22 protein-coding genes are annotated in these 20,938 nt (G+C 72.6%); 14 read left to right on the forward strand and 8 right to left on the reverse strand.

Going from position 1 to position 20,938, the window contains the following annotated elements; genetic code table 11:
* Window positions 1-22: 22 nt before the first annotated feature.
* Window positions 23-481, forward strand: a complete 459-nt coding sequence (locus tag STBA_RS21210) for a hypothetical protein (protein WP_077060770.1) — start codon at window positions 23-25, stop codon at window positions 479-481.
* A gap of 35 nt (window positions 482-516) precedes the next feature.
* Here the strand turns inward: STBA_RS21210 and STBA_RS21215 are convergent, their stop codons facing one another.
* From STBA_RS21215 to STBA_RS21225, 3 genes are read right to left on the reverse strand one after another with little or no spacing between them, the layout of a single operon-like run.
* A complete protein-coding gene (locus STBA_RS21215; protein WP_077060771.1) occupies window positions 517-1,458 on the reverse strand; it encodes an aminoglycoside phosphotransferase family protein in 942 nt (313 codons plus the stop codon).
* The gene (murQ, locus tag STBA_RS21220) at window positions 1,455-2,363 is read right to left on the reverse strand and encodes an N-acetylmuramic acid 6-phosphate etherase (RefSeq protein WP_077060772.1); all 909 of its coding nucleotides are present in this window, start codon (window positions 2,361-2,363) and stop codon (window positions 1,455-1,457) included. Before murQ ends, STBA_RS21215 begins: the two co-directional genes overlap by 4 nt.
* 29 nt (window positions 2,364-2,392) lie before the next feature.
* Window positions 2,393-3,232 carry a MurR/RpiR family transcriptional regulator gene (locus tag STBA_RS21225; RefSeq protein WP_253194884.1) on the reverse strand — a complete coding sequence of 280 codons (840 nt, stop codon included), beginning with the start codon at window positions 3,230-3,232 and terminating at the stop codon, window positions 2,393-2,395.
* A 202-nt stretch (window positions 3,233-3,434) separates the two neighbouring features.
* Here STBA_RS21225 and STBA_RS21230 point away from each other — a divergent pair, with 202 nt between their 5' ends.
* The 5 genes from STBA_RS21230 to STBA_RS21250 all read left to right on the forward strand — a co-directional run bounded on the left by STBA_RS21230 (window position 3,435) and on the right by STBA_RS21250 (window position 6,812).
* Window positions 3,435-3,809 (forward strand): hypothetical protein, encoded by a 375-nt coding sequence (locus STBA_RS21230; RefSeq protein ID WP_077060773.1) that lies wholly within the window; start codon window positions 3,435-3,437, stop codon window positions 3,807-3,809.
* Entirely contained in the window at window positions 3,806-4,066 is a 261-nt protein-coding gene (locus STBA_RS21235) for a DUF4031 domain-containing protein (protein ID WP_077060774.1), read from the forward strand. The genes STBA_RS21230 and STBA_RS21235 overlap by 4 nt, the downstream gene beginning before the upstream one ends.
* Window positions 4,067-4,145: 79 nt before the next feature.
* Window positions 4,146-4,652: a hypothetical protein gene (locus STBA_RS21240; RefSeq protein WP_077060775.1), complete on the forward strand. Its 507-nt coding sequence runs from the start codon at window positions 4,146-4,148 to the stop codon at window positions 4,650-4,652.
* A 40-nt stretch (window positions 4,653-4,692) separates the two neighbouring features.
* Complete coding sequence (locus tag STBA_RS21245; RefSeq protein ID WP_077060776.1) at window positions 4,693-5,508, forward strand: aminoglycoside phosphotransferase family protein; 816 nt, start codon at window positions 4,693-4,695, stop codon at window positions 5,506-5,508.
* Between the two features lie 29 nt (window positions 5,509-5,537).
* Complete coding sequence (locus tag STBA_RS21250) at window positions 5,538-6,812, forward strand: Cmx/CmrA family chloramphenicol efflux MFS transporter (protein WP_290443902.1); 1,275 nt, start codon at window positions 5,538-5,540, stop codon at window positions 6,810-6,812.
* A 19-nt stretch (window positions 6,813-6,831) separates the two neighbouring features.
* Here STBA_RS21250 and STBA_RS21255 read toward each other — a convergent pair whose 3' ends face one another.
* On the reverse strand, window positions 6,832-7,422 hold the full coding sequence (locus tag STBA_RS21255) for a metal-dependent phosphohydrolase (protein ID WP_077060777.1): 591 nt from the start codon (window positions 7,420-7,422) through the stop codon (window positions 6,832-6,834).
* 10 nt (window positions 7,423-7,432) lie between these two features.
* Window positions 7,433-9,484, reverse strand: coding sequence for an ATP-binding domain-containing protein (locus tag STBA_RS21260; RefSeq protein ID WP_077060778.1), 2,052 nt, complete (start codon window positions 9,482-9,484; stop codon window positions 7,433-7,435).
* A 562-nt stretch (window positions 9,485-10,046) separates the two neighbouring features.
* Here STBA_RS21260 and STBA_RS21265 point away from each other — a divergent pair.
* The 3 genes from STBA_RS21265 (at window position 10,047) to STBA_RS21275 (ending at window position 13,384) form a co-directional block, all read left to right on the forward strand.
* Complete coding sequence (locus tag STBA_RS21265; protein ID WP_171987751.1) at window positions 10,047-11,372, forward strand: cytochrome P450; 1,326 nt, start codon at window positions 10,047-10,049, stop codon at window positions 11,370-11,372.
* Between the two features lie 243 nt (window positions 11,373-11,615).
* Entirely contained in the window at window positions 11,616-11,819 is a 204-nt protein-coding gene (locus STBA_RS21270; protein WP_077060780.1) for a cold-shock protein, read from the forward strand.
* A 293-nt stretch (window positions 11,820-12,112) separates the two neighbouring features.
* Window positions 12,113-13,384, forward strand: coding sequence for a DEAD/DEAH box helicase (locus STBA_RS21275; RefSeq protein ID WP_253195255.1), 1,272 nt, complete (start codon window positions 12,113-12,115; stop codon window positions 13,382-13,384).
* Window positions 13,385-13,390: 6 nt separating this feature from the next.
* Here the strand turns inward: STBA_RS21275 and STBA_RS21280 are convergent, their stop codons facing one another.
* On the reverse strand, window positions 13,391-14,281 hold the full coding sequence (locus tag STBA_RS21280) for an aldo/keto reductase (protein WP_077060782.1): 891 nt from the start codon (window positions 14,279-14,281) through the stop codon (window positions 13,391-13,393).
* Window positions 14,282-14,649: 368 nt separating this feature from the next.
* On the opposite strand from STBA_RS21280, the gene STBA_RS21285 reads away from it, so the two are divergent.
* A complete protein-coding gene (locus STBA_RS21285) occupies window positions 14,650-15,993 on the forward strand; it encodes an MFS transporter (RefSeq protein WP_077063475.1) in 1,344 nt (447 codons plus the stop codon).
* A gap of 14 nt (window positions 15,994-16,007) precedes the next feature.
* Here STBA_RS21285 and STBA_RS21290 read toward each other — a convergent pair whose 3' ends face one another.
* Window positions 16,008-16,637 (reverse strand): TetR/AcrR family transcriptional regulator, encoded by a 630-nt coding sequence (locus tag STBA_RS21290; protein ID WP_077060783.1) that lies wholly within the window; start codon window positions 16,635-16,637, stop codon window positions 16,008-16,010.
* 94 nt (window positions 16,638-16,731) lie between these two features.
* Here STBA_RS21290 and STBA_RS21295 point away from each other — a divergent pair, with 94 nt between their 5' ends.
* Both STBA_RS21295 and STBA_RS21300 read left to right on the forward strand, forming a co-directional pair.
* On the forward strand, window positions 16,732-17,427 hold the full coding sequence (locus tag STBA_RS21295) for an alpha/beta hydrolase (protein ID WP_077060784.1): 696 nt from the start codon (window positions 16,732-16,734) through the stop codon (window positions 17,425-17,427).
* A 44-nt stretch (window positions 17,428-17,471) separates the two neighbouring features.
* Window positions 17,472-18,101, forward strand: a complete 630-nt coding sequence (locus STBA_RS21300; protein WP_077060785.1) for a hypothetical protein — start codon at window positions 17,472-17,474, stop codon at window positions 18,099-18,101.
* Window positions 18,102-18,266: 165 nt separating this feature from the next.
* On the opposite strand, the gene STBA_RS21305 is transcribed toward STBA_RS21300, so the two are convergent.
* Window positions 18,267-19,049 carry a methyltransferase domain-containing protein gene (locus STBA_RS21305; protein WP_077060786.1) on the reverse strand — a complete coding sequence of 261 codons (783 nt, stop codon included), beginning with the start codon at window positions 19,047-19,049 and terminating at the stop codon, window positions 18,267-18,269.
* 334 nt (window positions 19,050-19,383) lie between these two features.
* Here STBA_RS21305 and STBA_RS21310 point away from each other — a divergent pair, with 334 nt between their 5' ends.
* Entirely contained in the window at window positions 19,384-19,938 is a 555-nt protein-coding gene (locus tag STBA_RS21310) for a TetR/AcrR family transcriptional regulator (protein WP_077060787.1), read from the forward strand.
* A gap of 146 nt (window positions 19,939-20,084) precedes the next feature.
* Window positions 20,085-20,723 (forward strand): VC0807 family protein, encoded by a 639-nt coding sequence (locus tag STBA_RS21315; RefSeq protein WP_077063476.1) that lies wholly within the window; start codon window positions 20,085-20,087, stop codon window positions 20,721-20,723.
* Window positions 20,724-20,938 lie beyond the last annotated feature (215 nt).

A 20,938-nucleotide genomic window follows, 5' to 3' on the forward strand; every position in this document is an offset into this window, starting at 1 on the left:
GATGGACGCGGGAGGAGCACCGATGCATGCACTCACCAAGGGGCTGCTGGCCGGGACGGCCGGCACGGTCGCGCTGAACGTCGCGACGTACGGCGACATGCTGATCCGCGGGCGGCCCGCGAGCAGCACGCCGGACCAGGTCGCCGATGAACTGGCCGTGCGGACCGGGGTGAACCCGGGCGACGAGGAGCATGCGCCGGCGCGCGAGCAGGCTGCGGGAGCCCTTCTCGGGTATGTGACGGGCCTCGGCGTGGGCGCGGCCTACGCGCTGTTCCGCTCGGCCGGCGGCCGGCTTCCCGGCTGGCTGTCGGGACCGGCGCTCGGCGCGGCGGCCATGGCGGGCAGCGATGTGCCCGCCACCGCGCTCGGCGTGACGAAGCCGGGCACGTGGCGCGCGCGGGACTGGGTCTCCGACGTGGTTCCGCACCTGGTCTACGGCGCCACGACGGCAACGGTCCACCGCGCCCTCCGACGGGCCTGACCCCGGGACCCGGACCGCCGGGACCCGGCGCGGAATCAGGGGGCGAGGCGGGCCAGGGCGGTGTGCAGGGCCGGTTTCACCCGGGCGTCGAGCATCGCGTGCCGGTCGGCGCCGTAGCCGCGGGGGGCCGCTTCGATCAGCATGATCAGGTACAGGTAGCAGCGGTAGAGCGCCATGCGCAGGTGCGCCGCCTCGTCGAACGCGGTCCTGCCGCCGCCCGCCGCGTAGCCGGCGAGCAGGGCCGCGTCGTCCTCGGGCCCGCCCAGCAGGTTCAGCGAGGTCAGCTCGGCCAGGGGGTCGCCCCACATCATGCGTTCGCCGTCGATCAGCGCGCTGATCTCCCCGCCGTCGATCAGCACGTTGCCATCCCACAGGTCGAAGTGCACCAGCACGGGGACCGTGACCTCATCAAGCGCGGGCGCCGCGGCCGAAGCCAGCGCGCGTATCCGTCCGGCCGGCACGGGCAGGGGGACGGCGTACCGTTCGGCGTCGTCCAGCAGGGCCGACAGCATCGCCAGGAACGTGCCGCGCCATCCGTCCGCGGCCGGGATCGCCCCGCTCGGGTAGCCGAACCGCGGGCCCGTCACCGTGTGCAGGCGCCCGGCCAGCTCGCCCAGTGCCCGGCGCAGCCGGTCGCGGTCCGCCGCGGGCGGCGGCGCCTCGTGCCAACCGGTGCCCGCGCACTCCGTCATCAGCACGAAGTCGTCGCCCGCGGCCACCACTTCGGGCACCGGCACGCCGACGCCCGCCGCCGCGCGGTAGAACGTGACCTCGCCGCGCAGCAGGTCCCGTTCGTAGGCGAGGGCGGGCACCTCGGAGGGCGGCGGCAGCTTGAGCACCAGGCGGGTGCCCGCCCGCAGCCGGACGCGCAGCAGCGTGTTGTACGTGCCGCCGGTCAGCGGCTCGCACCCGGCCAGCTCGGCGGCCGGTATCCCGGCCGCTTCGAGGAACGGCGTGACCGTGGCCGCGGCCGTCATCCGCGGGCCGCCGTCAGGGCCGCGCGCAGGTGGCCGTGCGACTGGCTCAGCAGCCGGCCGGCCGTCGGCGCGTCCACGCCGCCGAGGATCGTGAGGATCGCGTGCTTCACCTCGCCGCCGGTCGCCGTCAGCGCGGTCTCGATGACCTCGGCGGGCGCGCCGGTGGCGAGGTGGACGATGCGCCGCGACCTGGCGCGGAGCTTGTCGTTGGAGGCCCGGACGTCGACCATCAGGTTCCCGTAGGTCTTGCCGAGCCGGATCATGCTGATGGTCGAGATCATGTTGAGCACCAGCTTCTGCGCCGTGCCCGCCTTCAGCCGCGTGGAGCCGGTGATCAGCTCCGGGCCCACGACGACCTCGATGCCGTGCTCGGCCGCCGCCGCGAGCGGCGAGCCCGCGTTGCAGGACACCCCGATGGTGAGCGCGCCCCTGGCGCGGGCGTGCTCGACGGCGCCGACCGCGTACGGGGTGCGGCCGGAGGCCGAGATGCCGACGACCACGTCGTCGGCGGTGACGTGCCGCCCGTCGAGGTCGGCCGCGGCCAGCTGTTTGCTGTCCTCGGCGCCCTCCACGGCCGACACCAGCGCGTCGGGGCCGCCGGCGATGAGGCCGATCACCTCGTTCGGCCCGGTGTTGAACGTGGGCGGGCACTCGCTCGCGTCCAGCACGCCGAGCCGCCCCGCGGTCCCGGCGCCCAGGTAAAGCAGCCGCCCGCCGCGCGCCATGCGCGCCGCCGCCGCGTCGATGGCGGCGGCGATGCGCGGCAGCTCGGCGGCCACGGCGCCGGGGACGCCCGCGTCCTCGGCGTTCATGAGGCGGGCGATCTCCAGCGTGGGGCGTTGGTCGATCTCGGCAAGCTCGGGGCGGTACGCCTCGGTCGTCAGCGCATCGAACTCGGTGGCCATCGGGAGCGGCTCTCTCCGGTCTGGTGGTATCAGCGATCGCGTGGCGAATGGCGGTGGGCCAGCGCCTCGTAACTGGCGTGCAGCGCGGGCGCCGCCGACTCGTACGTGCGCTGTGCCACGCCGATGAACAGGCAGTCGACGACGAGCAGCTGGCTGGTCCTGCTGGACATGGCGGCCGGGCGCAGCTCGCTCTCCCGCGCGGTGGAGGTGGTCAGCACGTGGTCCGCGTACTGGGTGACCTCCCCGTCCGGGCGGCCCGTGACGGCTATCGTCGTCGCCCCGTGGTCGAACGCGGCCTGGAGCGGCTCGATCACATCCACGGTCCTGCCGGAGTGGGTGATGGCGATGGCGACGTCGCCGGTGCGCAGCTGCACGGCGTTGGTGACCGCGAGGTGCGGGTCGGCGTGGGCGTGCGCGACCAGGCCGATGCGCAGCAGTTTCTGGGCCAGGTCCTGCGCGACGAGGGAGGACGCGCCGATGCCGTACACGTCGATGCGGCGGGCCGAGGCCAGGGCGCCGACGGACGCCTCGAGCTGGGCCAGGTCGAGGGCCCCCGCGGTGTCGGTGAGGGTCTGCCGCTCGTCCGCCGTGAGCTTGGCGACCACCTCGCTCATCGGGTCGTCCACGGAGATGTCCGCCGTGACGGCGGGCGCGGCCCCCGATGCCTGCTGCGCGGCGAGCCCGGCCAGGGCGAGCCGCAGGTCGCGGTACCCGGGGTAGCCGAGCAGGCGCGCGGTGCGGACGACGGTGGCCTCACTGGTGCCGGTGCGCTCGGCGAGGCCGGTCACGGTGAGCGCGGCGCAGCCGGCCGGGTCCCCGGCGACGGTTTCCGCGACGCGCTGCATGGAACGGGTCATGGAGGGTGCCATGGTCCGCACCTTGGCGGCGAGCGCCCCCGGCTCCGGGGGTGCGGGGCGGGGAGCGACGGCGACGGGGCGGGGTCTTCCGGCCCGGCGGGCGAAATTTTCCTTCATCGCGTTCCTCACAGACGAAACGTATTTTCGGCGGAGATGGTCCGTCAAGCCCTCCGGGTCACGGGACGGGTCGGAAAATGGCCGGGACTCTGGTGCAATGGTCGGTATGGAACAGCCGACTTCGGAGGAGGCCCTGCACCGGGGCAGGGCCCTGGTGCTGGCCGATCTGGCGGCGGACGGGGTAGCCGGGCCGGCGGAAGTTTCCATGCTGGAGAAGGCAGTTTCCCACCGCCGCTGGTGGTGCGACCAGTGGCCGGCGGGGGCAGTTTTCGTCACCGGGCTGCTGGCACAGGACATTCAGGACGAGTTGCTTGAGCGGCACGGCCGGTGGCCGCTGTGCCCGCTGTGCGTGGAGCTGGAGCCGCACGCGCTGGACGTGGAGCCGGAGCTGGGCGAGCACCCGCACTGGGTGTGCGGGGTGACCGGCCGGCCGGTGGCGGCGGTGGGCTCCCTCGCGGGGGCGCGGCAGTGACCGTTTTCATCGATCCGCCCAGCTGGCCGGGACACGGCCGGATGTGGTCGCACCTGGTCAGCGACGAGTCCTTCGCCGAACTGCACGCCTTCGCCGCACGGCTCGGCTCGCCGCCCCGTGCGTTCGAACGTGACCACTACGACGTACCGGCGGAGCGGTACCGAGCGGCGGTGGCGCTCGGCGCGGTGGAAGTCGGCAGCAAGGAGCTGGTCCGCCGCCTCCACGAAGCCGGTCTCCGCCGCCGCAAACACGGCTGACGCCCGGACCCGGGCGCGCTTCCCGGCGGCCGGGTGTCGGTGGCCCGGGCCCGGCGGGTGGGCGCGGCATGCTGGGGGCATGACTGCACCCCCGCCCGCCTCGCCGCTGCCCCCGCACCATGCCGCCGCCCTGCTGCGCCATTTCGCCGACCTCCGGGAGGGAACGCACGGCGGCGCGGCGACGACGCGGGAGGCGAAGGAGGAACTGTTCGCCGAGGCCGCCGCGCTGCTCGATCCGCCCGCGCGGCAGGCACTCGGCGAGATCGACGCCCACCTGCTGCTCGGCACCGGCGACCTCGTCGCGACCGGCGTGCGGCAGACCCCGGACGGCGTCGAGGCGCGCTGGACGCTCACCTGGCCAGAGCAGCGCGAGGCCGATGTGCCGCCGCTCGCGCTGCTCGCGCACTACGGCACCGCGTTCCACCACCCGCACCTGCGGGGCGTCACGGTCGGCGAGTGGCCGCTCAACGTGTTCACCGCGGAGCAGGCCGCCGCCGAGCTCCCGACCCTGCGCGCCATCGTCGCGGCCGACCTGCACAACCTCGTCTTCCGCCGCGACTACCGCATCGTTCCGGCGAGCCGATAACCGGTTGGCGGCCGGAGACAGCGGCTGCCAGCATGCGCGGATGACCGGGACGACGGACGACGGCGAGGGCGACGGCAGGGACGGGATACTGCAAAACGATCCGCACCGGCGGGTCGTGCGGGTCGGGGACACCGTCCGCAGACCCGCCGCGCCGTGGACGCCGGCCGTGCACGCGCTGCTGGCCCACCTGGCCGCGGCCGGCTTCCCGTACGCCCCGCGGCCGCTCGGTTTCGACGAGCGGGGCCGCGAGGTCCTCACCCATATCGAGGGCGAGGCGGGACCGGCCGGGTGGGCGAGGATCGTCGACGACGCGGGCCTGGCCGCGTTCGCCCGGCTGCTGCGCGAGTACCACGAGGCGGTGGCGGATTTCACACCGCCGCCCGGCGCGGTGTGGTCCGCGGGGCCGCGGCCCCGCGCGGCCGGTGAGATCGTCTGCCACGGCGACTTCGGTCCCTGGAACGTGGTGTGGCGGGAAGGGCGTCCCGTCGGTCTCATCGACTGGGACCACGCCCGCCCCGCGCCGGCGCGCCATGACGTGGCGTACGCCTTGGAGTACGCCGCCCCGTTCCGCGACGACGCCGAGGCCGTGCGGTGGCTGGCCCACCCGGGCCCGCCCGACAGGCCCCGCCGCATCGCGCACTTCTGCGCCGCCTACGGCCTGCCCTCGGCCGACGGCATGGTGGACGCGGTCGCGCGCGCCCAGCGGGAGACGACCGAGGTGGTGCGGCGCCTCGCGGCGGCCGGCCACGAGCCGCAGGCCACGTGGGCGGCGGAGGGGCACCTGCGGGAACTGGACGACCGGGTCGCTTGGACGCTGGCCCACCGGCACCTGTGCGAGCCGGGTGACCGGGAATGAGGCCGGGCGCCGCGTCCGTTGTCCGACGCGTGTCCGCTCACCCCACGACCCCGACCGGGTCGACCGCACCGCCCGCCCGCCTGCCCCTCGCCGTGTACGTGATCGGCGCGGCGATCTTCGCGCTCGGGACCTCCGAATTCATGCTGTCGGGGCTGCTGCCCGAGGTCGCCGACGATCTGGACGTCTCCATACCCACCGCGGGGCTGCTGATATCGGCCTTCGCCATCGGCATGGTCGTCGGCGCCCCGGTGCTGGCCGCCGCGACGCAGCGGCTGCCGCGGCGCACGACGCTCGTCGGGCTGCTCGCCGTCTTCGCCCTGGGGCACGTGGTGGGGGCGCTCGCGCCCGGATACGCGGTGCTCTTCGTCTGCCGGGTGGTGAGCGCGCTGGCGTGCGCCGGATTCTGGGCCGTGGGCGCCGCCGTCGCAATCTCCCTGGTGCCTGCGCACGCCCGCGCGCGCACCATGGCGGTGATGATCGGCGGGCTGAGCATCGCGAACATCGCGGGCGTGCCAGGCGGCGCGGCGCTGGGGCAGAGCCTCGGCTGGCGGTCCGCGTTCTGGGCGGTGGCGCTGATGACCGCCGTCGGCCTGGTCGGCGTCCTGCTCTTCGTGCCCCGCACCTCGCCCAGGGACGACGCGTCCGAACGGCCCGCCCTGCGCACCGAGCTGCGCGTCTACCGCAACCCGCAGGTGTGGCTCGCGATGGCCACGACCGCGCTGTTCGCGGCCGGCACGTTCTGCTTCTTCTCCTACCTCGCGCCGCTCCTGACCGACGTCACCGGCCTCGGCGAGGGCTGGGTGCCCGTGGTGCTGGTGCTCTACGGCGTCGGCGCGCTCATCGGAACGGCGCTCGGCGGCCGGCTCGCCGACGCGCACATGTTCGGCACGCTCTACAGCGGGCTCACCGCGGCCGTCGTGGTGCTCGCGCTGGTCGCCATGACCGCGCAGTACGCGGTCGCCGTCGTCCTGCTGTCGGCGCTGCTCGGCCTGGCCGCGTTCCTGTGCGCGCCCGGCCTGAACGCCCGCATCTTCGATGTCGCGTCCGGCGCCCCGACCCTGGCCGGGGCCACCGCCACCTCCTCGTTCAACGCCGGGAACACCGTGGGTCCCTGGGCCGGTGGGCTGGTCATCAGCGGCGGGCTCGGCTACGCCTGGACCGCGTGGCTCGGCGCGCTGCTCGTGCTCGGGGCGCTGGCCGGCGCCTGGCTCCAGTCGCGCGGCACGCGCCCCGCCCGCGTGATCGCGACCGGCGAGCGGCGCGCCGCGGCACCGAGCACCGTCGAGGCTGCCCACAAGCCGTAGGGGTCAGGTGGTCAGCTGGTCAGGTGGTCAGCAGGTCGAGTTCGGTGTGCAGGTTGAATCGGGCCGTGGCCTCCCAGTGCGCCCGGCCGTGCGGGGTGCGGAACAGGCGGGGCAGCGCCAGCAGGCGGCGCAGCACGTCGGCGCGGCCCGCACGGAACGCGTCGTCGGCCACGAAGCCGTACTCCTGCCGTACGGCCGCGGCGTACGCCGCGTACGCGGCCGGCGCGCCGGCCAGGACGCCGAGGTCGGCGTCGCACAGCGCGGCGCCGTTCGCGTCGCCGTCCGCCGGATCGTGGTCCGCGGTCAGCCGCACCAGCCTGGCCACCTCGCCGCCGCGCGGGTCGCCGGCCAGCAGCCGTTCCGCGAGGCGCGCCGACTGCTCCTCGTTGTCCGCCGCCCGCGGGTCGTACACCGCGTCGTGGAACCAGGCCGCGAGCACCACGGCCGCCGGATCGTCCGCGTACTCCCGCAGCGGCGTCAGCCGTTCCAGCACGTCCCGCAGGTGTGTCGTCGTGTGGTAGTGCCGGTGCGGCTCGTCCCAGCGCGCCAGCAGCTCCTCCTGCACCCGCGGCGCGAGCAGCGGCTCGCGCCCGGTCGGTTCCGATGCCATGCCGCCATTGTCACCAGGAGCGCAGCGGTGCGCGCAGCGGCTCGGGCAGCTCGGCCGCGTGCACGATCGCCAGGCCGGAGACCGCCCTGGTCAGGGCCACGTACAGGCGGCGCAGGCCGGTGCGTTCGTCCGGCTCGCCGTCCACCACGGCCGCCGGTTCGTCCAGCACCACGTAGTCGTATTCGAGGCCCTTGGCGAGCGAGGCGGGCACCAGCGTCAGCCGGGCCCCGGCGGAGGTCTCCTCGCCGGGCGTCAGGTGGGCGAGACCGGCGTCGGCCAGTGCCCGCGCCAGCACGGGAACGCGGGCGTCGGCCGCGATCAGGCCGACCGAGCCCTCGTGCTCCAGGGCCTGCGCGCAGGCCGCGGCCACCGCGCCGGCCAGCTCCCCGGCCGGAACGTTCCGCACGTCGAGCGAGCCGGGGGAGTCGCGGATCGAGGTGGCCTCGGACAGTTCCGGCGCGATGGCGGGCAGCAGCCGCGAGGCGTACGCGATGACCTTCCGCGGCACGCGGAAGCCCTGCGTCAGCTCCTCCACGGCCGCCTCCGGCTTGCCGAGGTGCGCGAGCGCCGCCGCCCAGCTCGGCGTGGCCCACGGGGTGGTGCCCTGCGCGATGTCGCCCAGGATCGTCACGGAACCGGTGCTGCACCGGCGGCCGACCGCCCGGTACTGCATCGGCGAGAGGTCCTGCGCCTCGTCCAGCACGACGTGCCCGAGCGAGCCGGTGCGCTCCACCAGGTCCCGCGCCTCGTCGATCAGCACGGCGTCGGCCGGGGACCAGCGCGCCGACTTCACGCCGCGCGGCGGCTTCGACCACAGCACGGCCTTCTGCTCCTCGGGGTCGAGGATTCCGTCGGCCTGCTCGGCGAGGAAGTCCGCGTCGGACAGGAGCCGCAGCACCAGCTTGGCCGGGTCGACCTGCGGCCAGCACTCCTTCACGGCCGCCTTGACCGCGGGGGTGCGGGCCACCGCGTTCTGCACCCGGTCGTCCGGCGCCTCGCCCGCCCGTTCCATCTGCACCAGCACCGCGTGCGCGATGCGCTGCGGCAGCGCCTCGCGGGCCGAGCCGTACCGCATGTCGCGGGACTGCAACTCGCGGATGATCTCCTCCAGCTCGTACACCGGAACGCGCCAGCGCCGCGAGCCGCGCACCACGACGACCGGCTCGGACGGCATCCGCAGCCCGGACCGCACGGCCCGCCGCAGCACCTCGGCCATCCGCGCGTCGCCCTTGATGCCCGCCGCCGTCGCCGGGTCGGTGCCGCGCACCTCCACGTGCGCGACCAGCTCGTCCACGGTGGCCTGCTTCACCTCCATCTCGCCGAGCGCGGGCAGCACCTGCTCGATGTAGCGCAGGAACGACCGGTTCGGACCGACCACGAGCGTGCCGCTGCGCGCGAGCCGTTCCCGGTGGCTGTACAGGAGGTACGCCACCCGGTGCAGCCCGACGGCCGTCTTCCCGGTGCCGGGCGCGCCCTGCACGCAGACGGACCCGGACAGCGGAGCGCGGACGATCTCGTCCTGCTCCGGCTGGATGGTCGCGACGATGTCCCGCATCGGTCCGACGCGCGGCCGTTCGATCTCACGCTGGAGCAGTGCGCTGCTCTTCTCGGCCTCCTCCCGGTCGGACAGGTGCTCGTCCTCGTAGGCGGTCAGCTCCCCGCCGTCGTAGCCGAACCGGCGCCGCAGCTCGATGTCCTGCGGGTCCCGTTTGGTCGCGCGGTAGAACGGCTGCGACACCGGTGCCCGCCAGTCGATGACCATGGGGTCGCCGTCCGCGTCGTGCACGTGGCGGCGCCCGATGTAGAAGCGGTTGCCGCTCTCGTCGTCCTCGTCGAGCGCATGCAGGTAGTCGAGCCGCCCGAAGAAGAGCGGGGTGTGCGCCAGGTCGGCCAGGGACTTGATGCGCACCGCGATGTCGCCGCGCAGCACCTCGGCGCTGACCCAGTTCGGCGCGACGTCGGTCAGGTCGAGCGACTCGGCGTCGGCCCGCATGGCGCGCAGCGCGGCACGTGAAGCGGCGAGGTGGTCACGTTCGGTATCCAGCGGGGAACGGGCGGGCACGGCGAAGCCTCCGGTGGGTGGTGCGAGTCGGCGGAGAGGTCTCGCCGGCCGGTTGCCGTCCGGCCGGCTCCCACCGGGCGCTGGCCCGGTGGGAGGGGGAAGCACGGGAGCCTAGGCCGGTCCCCGCGGCGGGGGCAAATCATTAACGGACCTGACGGACCGGCGTTCCGTTCAACTGCTGCCGCTTCCGCCGCGCCTCCCGGCCGGTGCGCGCGACGCCGCTCGCGCCCCCGCCGCACCGCGCGTTCCGGCGTACGCCTCCGGCGCGAAAAGCGGCCCCCGACCAGCCGTTCGCCGCCGTCACCGGCCCGTGCGCACCCCGCGCCGCGAACGGGCGCGGCCGGGGCGCCGGGGCCTGGCCGCCGGCCGCGGCGGACCCCAACGCCCTTGAACGCGTCCCTGGTTGACCGAACGGTGCCCGCATAGCATGACGCCTCATCGCTCAGGTGTGCGAGCCCCGGTGACCGCGGGGTTCCTGAGCGATGGCCGACCGACCCGTGAGCCGCGGGGCGCCGCCGGTGCCCCGCGTACGCCCGGCCAACCGTACGGGGGAACCATGCCTGTGTCCGAGCCTTCGACCGTACCCGTGGCGCCCGGCGCCGTACCCGTGCTGGGCCACACCGCCGGGCTCTGGCGGGACCCGCTCGGCTTCCTGCGGCAGTGCACCGGACGCGCGGGCGTGCTGGAACTCAAGCTGCGGGGCCGCCGCGGCTATCTGGTCGCCGATCCGAAGCTGGCGCACTCCGTCCTGACCAACGTCCAGGACTTCGACAAGGGCGGCCAGGTGGCCGAGCAGGCCCGCGCGGTGCTGGGGAACGGGCTGCTCACCTGCCCCGTCTCCGAGCACCGCAGGCAGCGCCGGCTGATGCAGTCCGCGTTCACGCGGGAGCGGATCGGCGAGGCCGACCGGGTGATGGCCGAGGAGGCCGAACGGCTGACGCGGTCCTGGCACGACGGCGAGACGGTGGACTTCGTCCCCGCGATGAACGAGCTGACCCAGCGCGTGACCATCCGCTCCCTGCTGACCAGCTTCGACCTCGCCAGCGTCGACGAGATGATCAGCGTGTTCAACGGCCTGCTGGACGGCGAGGTGTTCCGGCACATGGTGCTGCCCGAGTGGGCGCGGAACCTCCCGCTCCCCTCGGCCCGCCGCTTCGCCGCCGCGGTGGCGGCGGCGGACGCCACCTGCGCGCACGCGGTGGCGGCGGCCCGCGCCGACCCCGGCGGCGGCGGGCTGCTGAACGCGCTGATGGCGGGCGGCGACAGCGGGGAGGCGCCGTTCACCGACGAGGAACTCCGCCACCAGGTGGTCACCTTCCTCGCCGCCGGCACGGAGACCACGGCCAGCGTGCTGGCGTGGTTCTTCCACCGCGTGGCCGAGGAGCCCGCGCTGCGAAGACGTCTGCACGAGGAGCTGGACGCCGTCCTGGGCGGCAGGACCGCCACCGCGGAGGACGTGCCCCGGCTCCCGTTCACCCAGGCGATGTTCGCCGAGACGCTGCGTCACCACTCGCCGACCTGGATCATCGCCAGGAGCGCCACCCGGGAGCTGGAACTCGGCGGCCACCGCTTCCCGGCGGGCACGGAGTTCTACGTCAGCCCCTACCAGCTCCACCACGATCCGGCGGTCTTCCCCGAGCCGGAACGGTTCGACCCCGACCGCTGGACCGAGCGCTCGGCTCTCGTGCCCTACCCCGGCTACGTGCCGTTCGGCGCCGGGGCCCGCATCTGTATCGGCGCGCGCTTCGCCGTGCAGGAGGCCGTCATCGCCGTCTCCGCCCTCGCCGGCCGCTGGGACCTGCGGCCGGTGCCGGGCAGCGGGGTGCGGCCCCGGCCGCGCATCGTGATGGCGCCGCACGGTCTCCACCTGCGGACCCACGCCCGCTGACCGGCCCGCCGCCGCCCGCGACACACCCCGCGACACACCCCGCGGCATCCGTGCCCCGGGGTGTGTTAGGCTGGGTGCAGTTGCAGTTTTGGTACCCATGAAATTCTTATGTGCGCCTGGCGGTAGTGACCGACGGGCGCTTTTGTATTTTTTACCGGTCTTTTCCGGATGGGCTCATTTCCGTAACCACGGAGTCCGCACCGTGCAGATTCCGTTTCTCTCGTCCCATCGAAGGAGATCGACATGGCCAGTGGCACCGTGAAGTGGTTCAACGCGGAGAAGGGCTTCGGCTTCATCCAGCAGGATGGTGGCGGCGCCGATGTCTTCGCCCACTACTCGAACATTGCCACGCAGGGCTTCCGCGAGCTTCAGGAAGGCCAGCGGGTGACCTTCGACGTCACCCAGGGTCAGAAGGGCCCCCAGGCCGAGAACATCGTTCCCGCCTGATCACCGGGCAGCGCTCGTGCCCGGCCCCGCACCCGCCCGGTGCGGAGCTGGGCCCGCGCCGCCCCGGCAGGGAACGACAGCACAGCTCGGAGTCCGCGGGACCGTGCACCGTTCCTCACCACCGGCCGGCGGAATGTCCGCCGGTCCCCCCGAGGAAGGCACCCCCCGTGGTCGCTCACGCACAAGCGCGCTCGCGCCGTCGGCCCGCCGCCGCACACCGCAGCGCTCCCGCCCCCACAACCGCGCCCGCACCCGCATCCCAGCCCCCCGCCGCCGCGCCGTCGTTCGAGGCCATCGGCCTTCCGGCGGTCCTGTGCGCCGAGCTGGCGCACCAGCGCATCACCGTTCCGTTCCCCGTCCAGGCCGCCGCCGTTCCCGACGCGCTGGCCGGGCGCGACATACTCGGCCGCGGCAGGACCGGCTCCGGCAAGACCCTCGCCTTCGGCCTCCCCCTCCTGGCCAACACGGCGGGCAGCAAGGCGGAGGCCCGCCGGCCGCTCGCCCTCGTCCTCGTTCCCACCCGGGAGCTGGCCCAGCAGGTCACCGAGGCGCTGCGGCCCTACGCCCGCGCCGTGCACCTGCGGATGGCCACCGTCGTCGGCGGTCTGGCGATCGGCCGGCAGGCCAGGGCGCTGCGCGACGGTGCCGACGTGCTCGTCGCCACCCCGGGACGGCTCAACGACCTGATCGAACGCGGGGACTGCGCGCTCGACCGGGTGCGCATCACCGTGCTCGACGAGGCGGACCAGATGTCCGACATGGGCTTCCTGCCGCAGGTCACCCGGCTGCTGCGCCAGGTGCCCGGCGACGGTCAGCGCATGCTGTTCTCCGCGACTCTCGACCGCAACGTGGAACGGCTGACGCGCCAGTTCCTCGACGAGCCGGTCCTGCACTCCGTCGACCCGGCCGCGGCGGCCGTCACCACGCTGGAACACCACCTGCTGCACATCGCGGAGGGCGACAAGGCCGCCCTCGTGCTGCGGATCGCCGCCCGCCGCGGCCGGGTCATCATGTTTCTCCGCACCAAGCACGCCGCCAACCGCCTCGCCAAGAACCTGCTCGCGGGCGGGGTCCGCGCGGCGGCCCTGCACGGCGGCAAGTCGCAGGCGCAGCGCACCCGTTCGCTGGACGCGTTCAAGGCGGGTGACCTCACCGTGCTGGTGGCCACCAACGTCGCCGCCCGCGGCATCCACGTCGACGACGTCGACCTCGTCGTCAACGTCGACCCGCCCACCGACCCCAAGGACTACCTGCACCGCGGCGGCCGGACCGCGCGCGCCGGCGCCTCGGGTCGCGTCGTCACCCTCGTCGTGCCCAGCCAGCGCGGCGACACGGTACGGCTGATGCGGGACGCGGGCGTCACCCCGCACAGCAGCAAGGTGCGCGGACCCGAGGACGCCGAGCTGGCCCGCATCACCGGGGCCCGCGCCCCGTCCGGCGTGCCGGTCACCCCCGAAGCACCGCGGCCCGCCGCGCAGCCGCGTACCACCGGGCGCGCGGCTCACCGCTCGCCGGGCGGCGGCGCCCCGCGCCGCCGCCGCCCACGCCCGCGCCGCGCCGCCTGACCCCGGTCAGGCCCGCGCGGTGAGCAGGTCCATGTCCGCGCCGGTCAGGCGCAGGGCGCCCGCGGCGACGTTGTCCTCCAGGTGGGCGGGGTTGCCCGTGCCCGGGATCGCCAGCACGTGCGGGCCCAGTTGCAGCGTCCACGCCAGTCGCACCTGGGCCGCGGACGCGCCGTGCGCCGCGGCGACGGCCAGCACCTGGGCGTTCTCCGCCGTCCTGGCGGCGGCGCCCTGCTCACGGCCCGTGCCGGCGATGGCGAAGTAGGGCACGAACGCGATGCCCTGCTCGCGGCAGAGCTCCAGCACGTCGTCGCCGGCCCCGGCGTCGACGTGGAACTGGTTCTGCACGCACACCACAGGGGCGACGGCCCGCGCCTCCGCCAGCTGCGCTGCCGTGACGTTGGAAACCCCCAGGTGCCGGATCAGCCCGGCGTCGCGCAGCTCGGCGAGGGCGCCGAAGTGTTCGGCGATCGACGACTGGGACGGCATCCTGCGCAGGTTGACGACGTCGAGGTGGTCGCGGCCGAGCTGGCGCAGATTCTCCTCCACCTGGCCGCGCAGCTGCTCCGGCCGGGCCGTGTACCACTGCCCCGACGGGTCCCTGCCGGGCCCGACCTTGGTGACGATCACCAGGTCCGCCGGGTACGGGGACAGCGCCGAGTTGATCAGCTCGTTGGCCGAGCGCAGCCGGGAGAAGTGGAACGACGCGGTGTCGATGTGGTTGACGCCGAGTTCGAGCGCGCGGCGCAGCACCCGGCGGGACACGTCCCGGTCGCTCGGCGCGCCCTGGTCGAACGCGGCGCTGCCGGTGAGGCGCATCGCCCCGAGCCCGATCCGGTTCACGGTCAGCCCACCGAGCCGCCAGGTACCGGCGGCCGATGCGGTGACGGGGTCGTTCATGGTGCGGATCTCCTCTGGTGTGACCGCTGTCGCGGCGAAGTACGCATGATGAAGCACCGGCGGGCCGGAGGAAAGGCCGCACACGTCCGGCACCGTGACGCGGCCTGTCCCGGCTCCGATAGCATCGGCGGCATGTCTGCTGCTTCGTGCGCGGCCGCTGCTGCCGCGGTGACGAGGACGCTCCGCTAGCGGCGGGGCGTTCGTCTCACCTTTGTTGAACGTTTCGTCGCTTCCCGGTTGAACCGGAGCGGCACGTTCGTGCTGCTCGGAACTCGTTCTGAGCAACGGAGCACTTGGTGTTTTCAGGCATTGTTTCTGCGCGCCGGGAGGAATCGTCCCCGGTGCGTGCGTGGCTGGTGCTGTGCAGCATGGCCATGCTGCAGTTCTTCATCGCGGTCGACGTGACCGTGGTCAATATCGCGCTGCCTTCGATCGGCGCCGACTTCGGCGTCGGCGGTCACGCGCTGACCTGGGTCGTGGTCGGGTACACGATCACCGGTGGCGGGCTGCTGATGCTCGGCGGCCGGCTGGGCGACGTGCTCGGCAGGCGCCGCATCCTGCTGCTCGGCACGGCCCTCTTCGGCGCCGCGTCGCTGCTGGCCGGGCTCGCCCCGTCGTTCCCCCTGCTGGTGGCGGCGCGGCTGCTGCAAGGTGCCGGTGAGGCGATCGCGCTGCCGGCGGCGATGGCGGTGATCGTGCTCATGTTTCCCGAGGGGCCGCGCAGGTCGCGGGCGCTCAGCGTGTGGGCGGCCGTCGCGAGTTGCGGCCTCGTCCTCGGGTTCGTGTTCTCCGGGATCATCACCGAGCTGTTCGGATGGCGGTGGATCTTCCTGGTGTCCGTGCCTTTCATCCTGGCCGTGCTCGCCGCGGTGGTCTTCCTCGTGCCGAGCGTTCGGCCCGCCGGGCGAACGCCGCTTGATCTGCCCGGTTCGTTCCTGCTGATCGCGGCTCCGCTGCTGTTCACCCTCGGGGTCGTCGAGGCGGGGGAGAAGGACAGCACGCTGCCGTGGCTCCCGCCGGTGGCGCTGGTCGGCGCGATAGCGGCCGCGGCCCTGTTCATCAGGGCCGAGCGCCGTTCGCGGAACCCGCTCGTGCCGCTCCGGTTCTTCCGCAACCGACCGCGCGTCCTGGCCAACCTTGCCACCGCTCTGCTGAGCGCGGCACTGTCCACCTCGTTCCTGCTGTTCACCTACTACCTCCAGGACCGGCGGGGCGCAGGCCCGCTCGAAGCCGGCCTGACGATGCTGCCGTTGGCGGTGTCCCTGGTCGCGGCCTCCGTGCTGGTGCCCCGGCTGCTCGGCCGGTGGGGAGCGCGGGTCTGTGTCCTGATCGGCATCGGCTTCACCGTGCTGGCGATGGCCGCCATCGCGCTGGTCTCCGCCCTCGGCGCGGCCGGTCCTGCGATGATCCCCGCGATGATTCTCACCGCCGCGGGGATGGGCTTCGGCATCGTCGGGCTCCAGTACGTCGCCGTGTCCGGCGTGACGGAGGACGACGCCGGCATCGCCTCCGGCGTCCAGCGAGCCGCCGACCAGCTGGGCGGTGCCACCGGAATCACGCTCTACGTCGGCATCGGATTCACGCCCGCATGGGGCGGCGTCGACCCGTTTCTCGCCAGCAGCCTGCTGGCCATCGCCGGGCTCACCGCGGCCGGGTTCGTCGCCCGGCAGCTGTCCGCGGGCGCCGCGGCGCCGGAGGCAGAGCCCGGCTGACCCCTGGCGGGCGCCTATGCCTGCGGGGCCGTGTCCGTGCCGGTCGTGCCGCTGACGCGCTCCTGGGAGTGGTGAACGGTCGGGCCGTGGCCGCTTGGCAGGTGCTCGACCGTGCCGAGGAAATCGCGGAGGGCCCGGTCGGTGCGGGCGGTGTCGCCGGTGGCGTCGAGGTCCATGAGGAGTCCACGGATGACAGCGAGGACGAGCGTCGCGAGGTCCGGTCGGCCGATGCTGCGCAGGCCGTCCTCCAGCGGCCCGAGCCAGTCGGTCGTCGCGGTACGCCGGAAGTCGGGCCAGAGCTGCTGCTCCGCGCTCTCGCGCAGCTGACCGAACATCCGCAGGTAGGGCCGCCCGTCCGGGCCGGTGATGGAGGTCCAGGCGCGGTGAAGGGTGGCCGGGTAGGGCTCGCCCGGCCGCACCCGCAGCAGCTCGCCGAAGGCGTCGAGCTGGCGTTGCCGGGCGCGCCCGAGGACGGCCCGCAGCAGGGCGTCGCGGGTGCCGAAGTGATAGATCAGCATGCGGGCCGAGGTGCCGGTGGCGGCGGCCAGCGGCCCGAGCCGGTCGGGGAGGCCGTGCGCGAGAGCGTGGTCGGTGCAGGCGTCGAGCAGCCTCTCCTTGATGCGCGGTTGCGGTCGTCTGCCCACGACCCGACTTTTTCACGTAACAGTCACTACGTCTACCGTTGATCGAAAGGCCGTCGAGGCAGTCGGCGCAGACGAGGCAGACGTGGAGGCAGTCGTGAGGGTCGTGTTCGTGCACGGGGCGTGCGTGCGGGACGGGGCGTGGTGGTGGCACCGCACCGCCGCGCTGCTGCGGGAGCGGGGGGTGCCCAGCGTGGCTCCGGCGCTGCCGAGCTGCGGCGAGGCGGGCGCGCCCGGCGGCGCCGGCGGTCCCGGGCTGTCCGAGGACGTGGCCGCGGTGCGGCAGGTGCTGCGGGCCGACGACGAACCGACCGTCGTGGTCGCCCACAGCTACGGCGGCATCGTCACGGCCGAAGCCGCCGCGGGCATCGGGTCGGTACGCCACCTGCTGCTGGTCTCCAGCTACCTGCCCGAGGCCGGGCAGAGCCTGTCGGACTTCGGGGACGGCGGCCCCGCCCCGTTCCTCGACATCGACCCGGACGCCGGCACCTTCGAAGTCCGTCCCGAGCTGCTCGCGGACACCTTCCTGCAGGACTGCGACCGCGAGGTGCAGGCGCGGGCGGCGGATCACCTCGCCCGGCAGAGCGTGCGGGTGACCGGGCAGCCGGTCGGGGCGGCCGCGTGGCGGCAGATTCCCTCGACGTACCTCGTCTGCGCCCAGGACCGGGGCACCCCGCCGCGGCTACAGCGCGAGTTCGCCCGCCGGGCCGGCAGCGTCGTCGAACTCGACGCCGGCCACCACCCGTTCCTGTCCCGGCCCGCCGCGGTCCGTGACCTGCTGCTGAGCCTGTGACGGACCCGGCAATCCGGTGGTCCGGCGCGGAGAAGGGTAATCCCATGGACATGGACGCTTTCGTGCCGAAATTCATCAGAACGGTAGTGGACGTCGACATGAACAAGTGGCTCGGGACCGAGATCGTGAACTTCCCGCCTGACCGGGTCGACCGGGCCGGGGATCTTGTGGTGGTCGGCAACAAGGTCGTCTGGCTCACGCCTGAACTCGGCTGCGAAGGAGGTTTTCGCCATCTGGTGCCGGACGGAACATATCCCGTTTATGCGGCCGGCTACTTGTCCGGCGCTTATGGCGATGAGCCGGAGCGGTATTGCGTGAACGTGCTTTTCATCCCTCTGGTGGAACGGGCACGCCTGACCGCGCCGAGCTGGAACTGGGGATACGGGGGCGTCTCCCAGGAACTCGGGGAGTACGCGTGCCTGATGAGTTGGCGCGCGAGTCAAGTGACGCGGGAGGACCCGCGGAACGAAGCGATAGCCAGGGCGAGGAATGCGCTGCTGGCCGACCAGGCGCGTACCAGAAACGATAACTGGGCCAATGAAATCGTCGATCCGAAGACCGGCGCCAATGTACTGGCGTTCCCGGTGCAGGATGACGGCAGCGTGTGCGGTTTCGAGGCCCGGAGCACAGACGGCGAGATCCTCGCTGTTCTCCTCGTCAACTACCCTCACTGATTTCGGACCATCGTGGAGCCTGCCCGGTCACGCCGCCAGTAGTTGATCCGGGGCCGGCGGCGATGAGCTGCCTCACGTGCGGGGTGCCGGCTTGTTGCCGCGCACGTCGTCCATCAGCCGGCGTCCGTCCCGGACGGCAAGGCCACCGGTCACTGACGCGGGGAATCACTCCGAAGGTCCGTTCTTCCGACCAGTGACGAGCGCGAAAGTCAGAAGTTCGCCACGGTCGGTGTCGAGCATGGGGATCGTGGCACGAGATCCTTGTCTGACGACCTCGTCGGGGGAATGCTCGGCGCAGACCTCGCACCACAGCTTCCAGTCGAGCCAACCATCGGGTTGCGCCCGGCTTGCGGTGACCTGGAACAGCCCGGTCTGTTCCCACTGGAAGCGCCACCACTCGGGCGTGTGAAAGGACAGGACCTCCCACCCCGCCCCGGATCGCAGATGCGCCGGGGCACCACCGAGTTCGCGCAATTCGCGGTGCAGTGACGGCACGGCGATCGACAGTTGACCGCCTGTCTTGAGGAACTTGCCGATGTAGCCGACGTAGAGGTCATCAGTGCCGAAATAGTGATAGCTGCCCACAGCCAGGATCGCATCGAATTGTTCCGATGCGAACGGCAGGTCATGGGCTTCGGCGCGCACGGCGTGGACCTGGTCGCCGACGCCTGCCTGATCGAATCGCGCGGCGTTGTCCTCGGCCGGGACCCACAACTCCGAGGCCCACACTTCGACGCCGTACTCGCGCGCTAGGAAGATCGAGGTCATACCCAGTCCGCACCCGAGATCGAGAATCTTCATTCCGGGCCGGAAGGTACAGTCCCGGCTGAGGTCTTCGAGCAGCCATAGTGGGTTTGGACCCATGCAGTTGTCGACCATCCACTGCGGGTCGTACGTCGCCGCACGCGGGTACTTATCAGGCCTGACGAGTGCATCCAGTGAAGTCATTGCACCTTCGTATCAGCCCGCCTCACGCCCCACAACGGACTTTCCTGGCCAGGGCATGTCCACTTCTCGGCTCAACGACCCGCGGTACGCCCGCAAGATGTTTACCGTCCGCAGGAAACTCTCACTGAACTGTTCCCAGTAATGGTTCATAACGGTGTGTGATCGCCCGGTGCGGATCCGCGGTCAGCTGGGCCTTGACCCGATTTATGGGCAGTAGTGTGTCCGTCGTGGATGCGAAGCCTATGCCAGAGTCGACACTGTCATGACGTCCACCTCCCGCCCGTCGCGCGGCCCGCGTCAACGCCTCAGCGAAGATCAACGACGGAAGCAGATCATGGCGGCGGCGATCCGGGAGGTCGCCGACCGCGGCTACGAGGGCGCGTCGTTGACCCGGATCGCCGCACGCGCCGATGTCGCCAAGGGACTGGTCTGGCGCTACTTCACCGGCAAGGACGACCTGATGGAGTCCACAGCGAAGGTGACGATGAAGACCATGCGGCGGCAGATCGTCGACGCGCTCGACCTGGACCAGTCGGTGCCGGACATCATCCGCGCCGCCCTGCCCCTGGCCGCCTTGCAGATTCTGACCCATCGGGACGAACTGATCGCGCTGAACCGCATCATGCACAACCTTCGCCGGCCCGAGGGCGCCGAACGGGTGGTCACCGACTTCTACGAGGAGACTCACCGCAGGCAGGAGGAGCTGTTCCGCCGCGGCCAGGCCGAGGGCAGCCTGCGTGACTTCGACACCAGGGTCATGGCGGTCACCTACCAGGGCTCGATCGACATCATGCTCGCCTACCTCGGCGACCATCCCGACGTCGATCCCCGCGACTACGCGTCTCAGCTCGCGGAAATCCTGCTCAGCGGCATGCGAGCCGGGAGTTGACGCCGGGCCGGACCCTGCCATTGGACTAATGATCAAACGGTCATTAGTATTGACCATATGGTCATTAGCGCACGTTCCCAGCGGTCCGGCGGGCGACGGTGAACGCGGCGGCCGCCGGCGAGCCCAGCCCGCAACGTGAGCTGGTCATGAGCATGCTGATCAACGCGGTGGCGCCGATCGCGCTGTTCTACGGCTTGCGCGCGGCTGGGGTCGACCAGTGGACGGCCCTGATGCTGGGCCTGGTCGCACCGGCGGTCGCAGTTGTTCACTCAGTGATCACGAAACGGCGTATCGACATGCTCGCCGGCCTCATCGTGACCGTCCTGCTCCTCAGCGTCGCGTTGTCGTTCCTGAGCGGCAGTCCGAGAACCCTGCTGGCGCGCGACGGCTGGATCACCGCCGTGGCGGGCATCTGGATTCTGCTGACGATTCCACGGATCCCGTACTACCTGTACGCGTTGCGAACCTTCACCGGTGCCACCTTGCGCGAGCGCATCAACGCCGCGTGGCGTGACACGCCTGCCTTCCGGCGGGTGATGCACGCGGGCACGGTGATCTGGGGTTCCGCGTTGCTGCTGGACGCCGTGAGCACGGTGATACTGGCCTACACGATGCCGGTCGACAGCGTCCCGCTGATCGGTGCGCTCAAGCTCGTGACGCTGATCATTCTCGCCGAGGTGATCAGTCAGGTGATTTTCAGGCGCAAGGGCGTACCGCTCCTACCAGCCGAACCTGCCGAACCTGCCGAACCTGCCGACGCCAACTCCGGCCAGGACGGCCGATGAGCGGGCGCAGGTACGTCGTCACCGGCTCGGCTTCCTGAATCGGCGCTGCCACCGCGTCGATCCTTCGTGCCCAAGGTGCCAGGGTCATCGGCTGCGACCTGAGCGACGCCGACATCCCGACGAGGCAGCCGCACCGCAACCTCTCGGCGGCTTTCCGGGCCGACCGGTGGGCCGGCCACCTCATCAGTTGGCTGGCGAGCCCGGAGAACCGCTTC

The organism is Streptomyces sp. MP131-18 (genome assembly GCF_001984575.1).
Lineage (GTDB): Bacteria > Actinomycetota > Actinomycetes > Streptomycetales > Streptomycetaceae > Streptomyces > Streptomyces johnsoniae.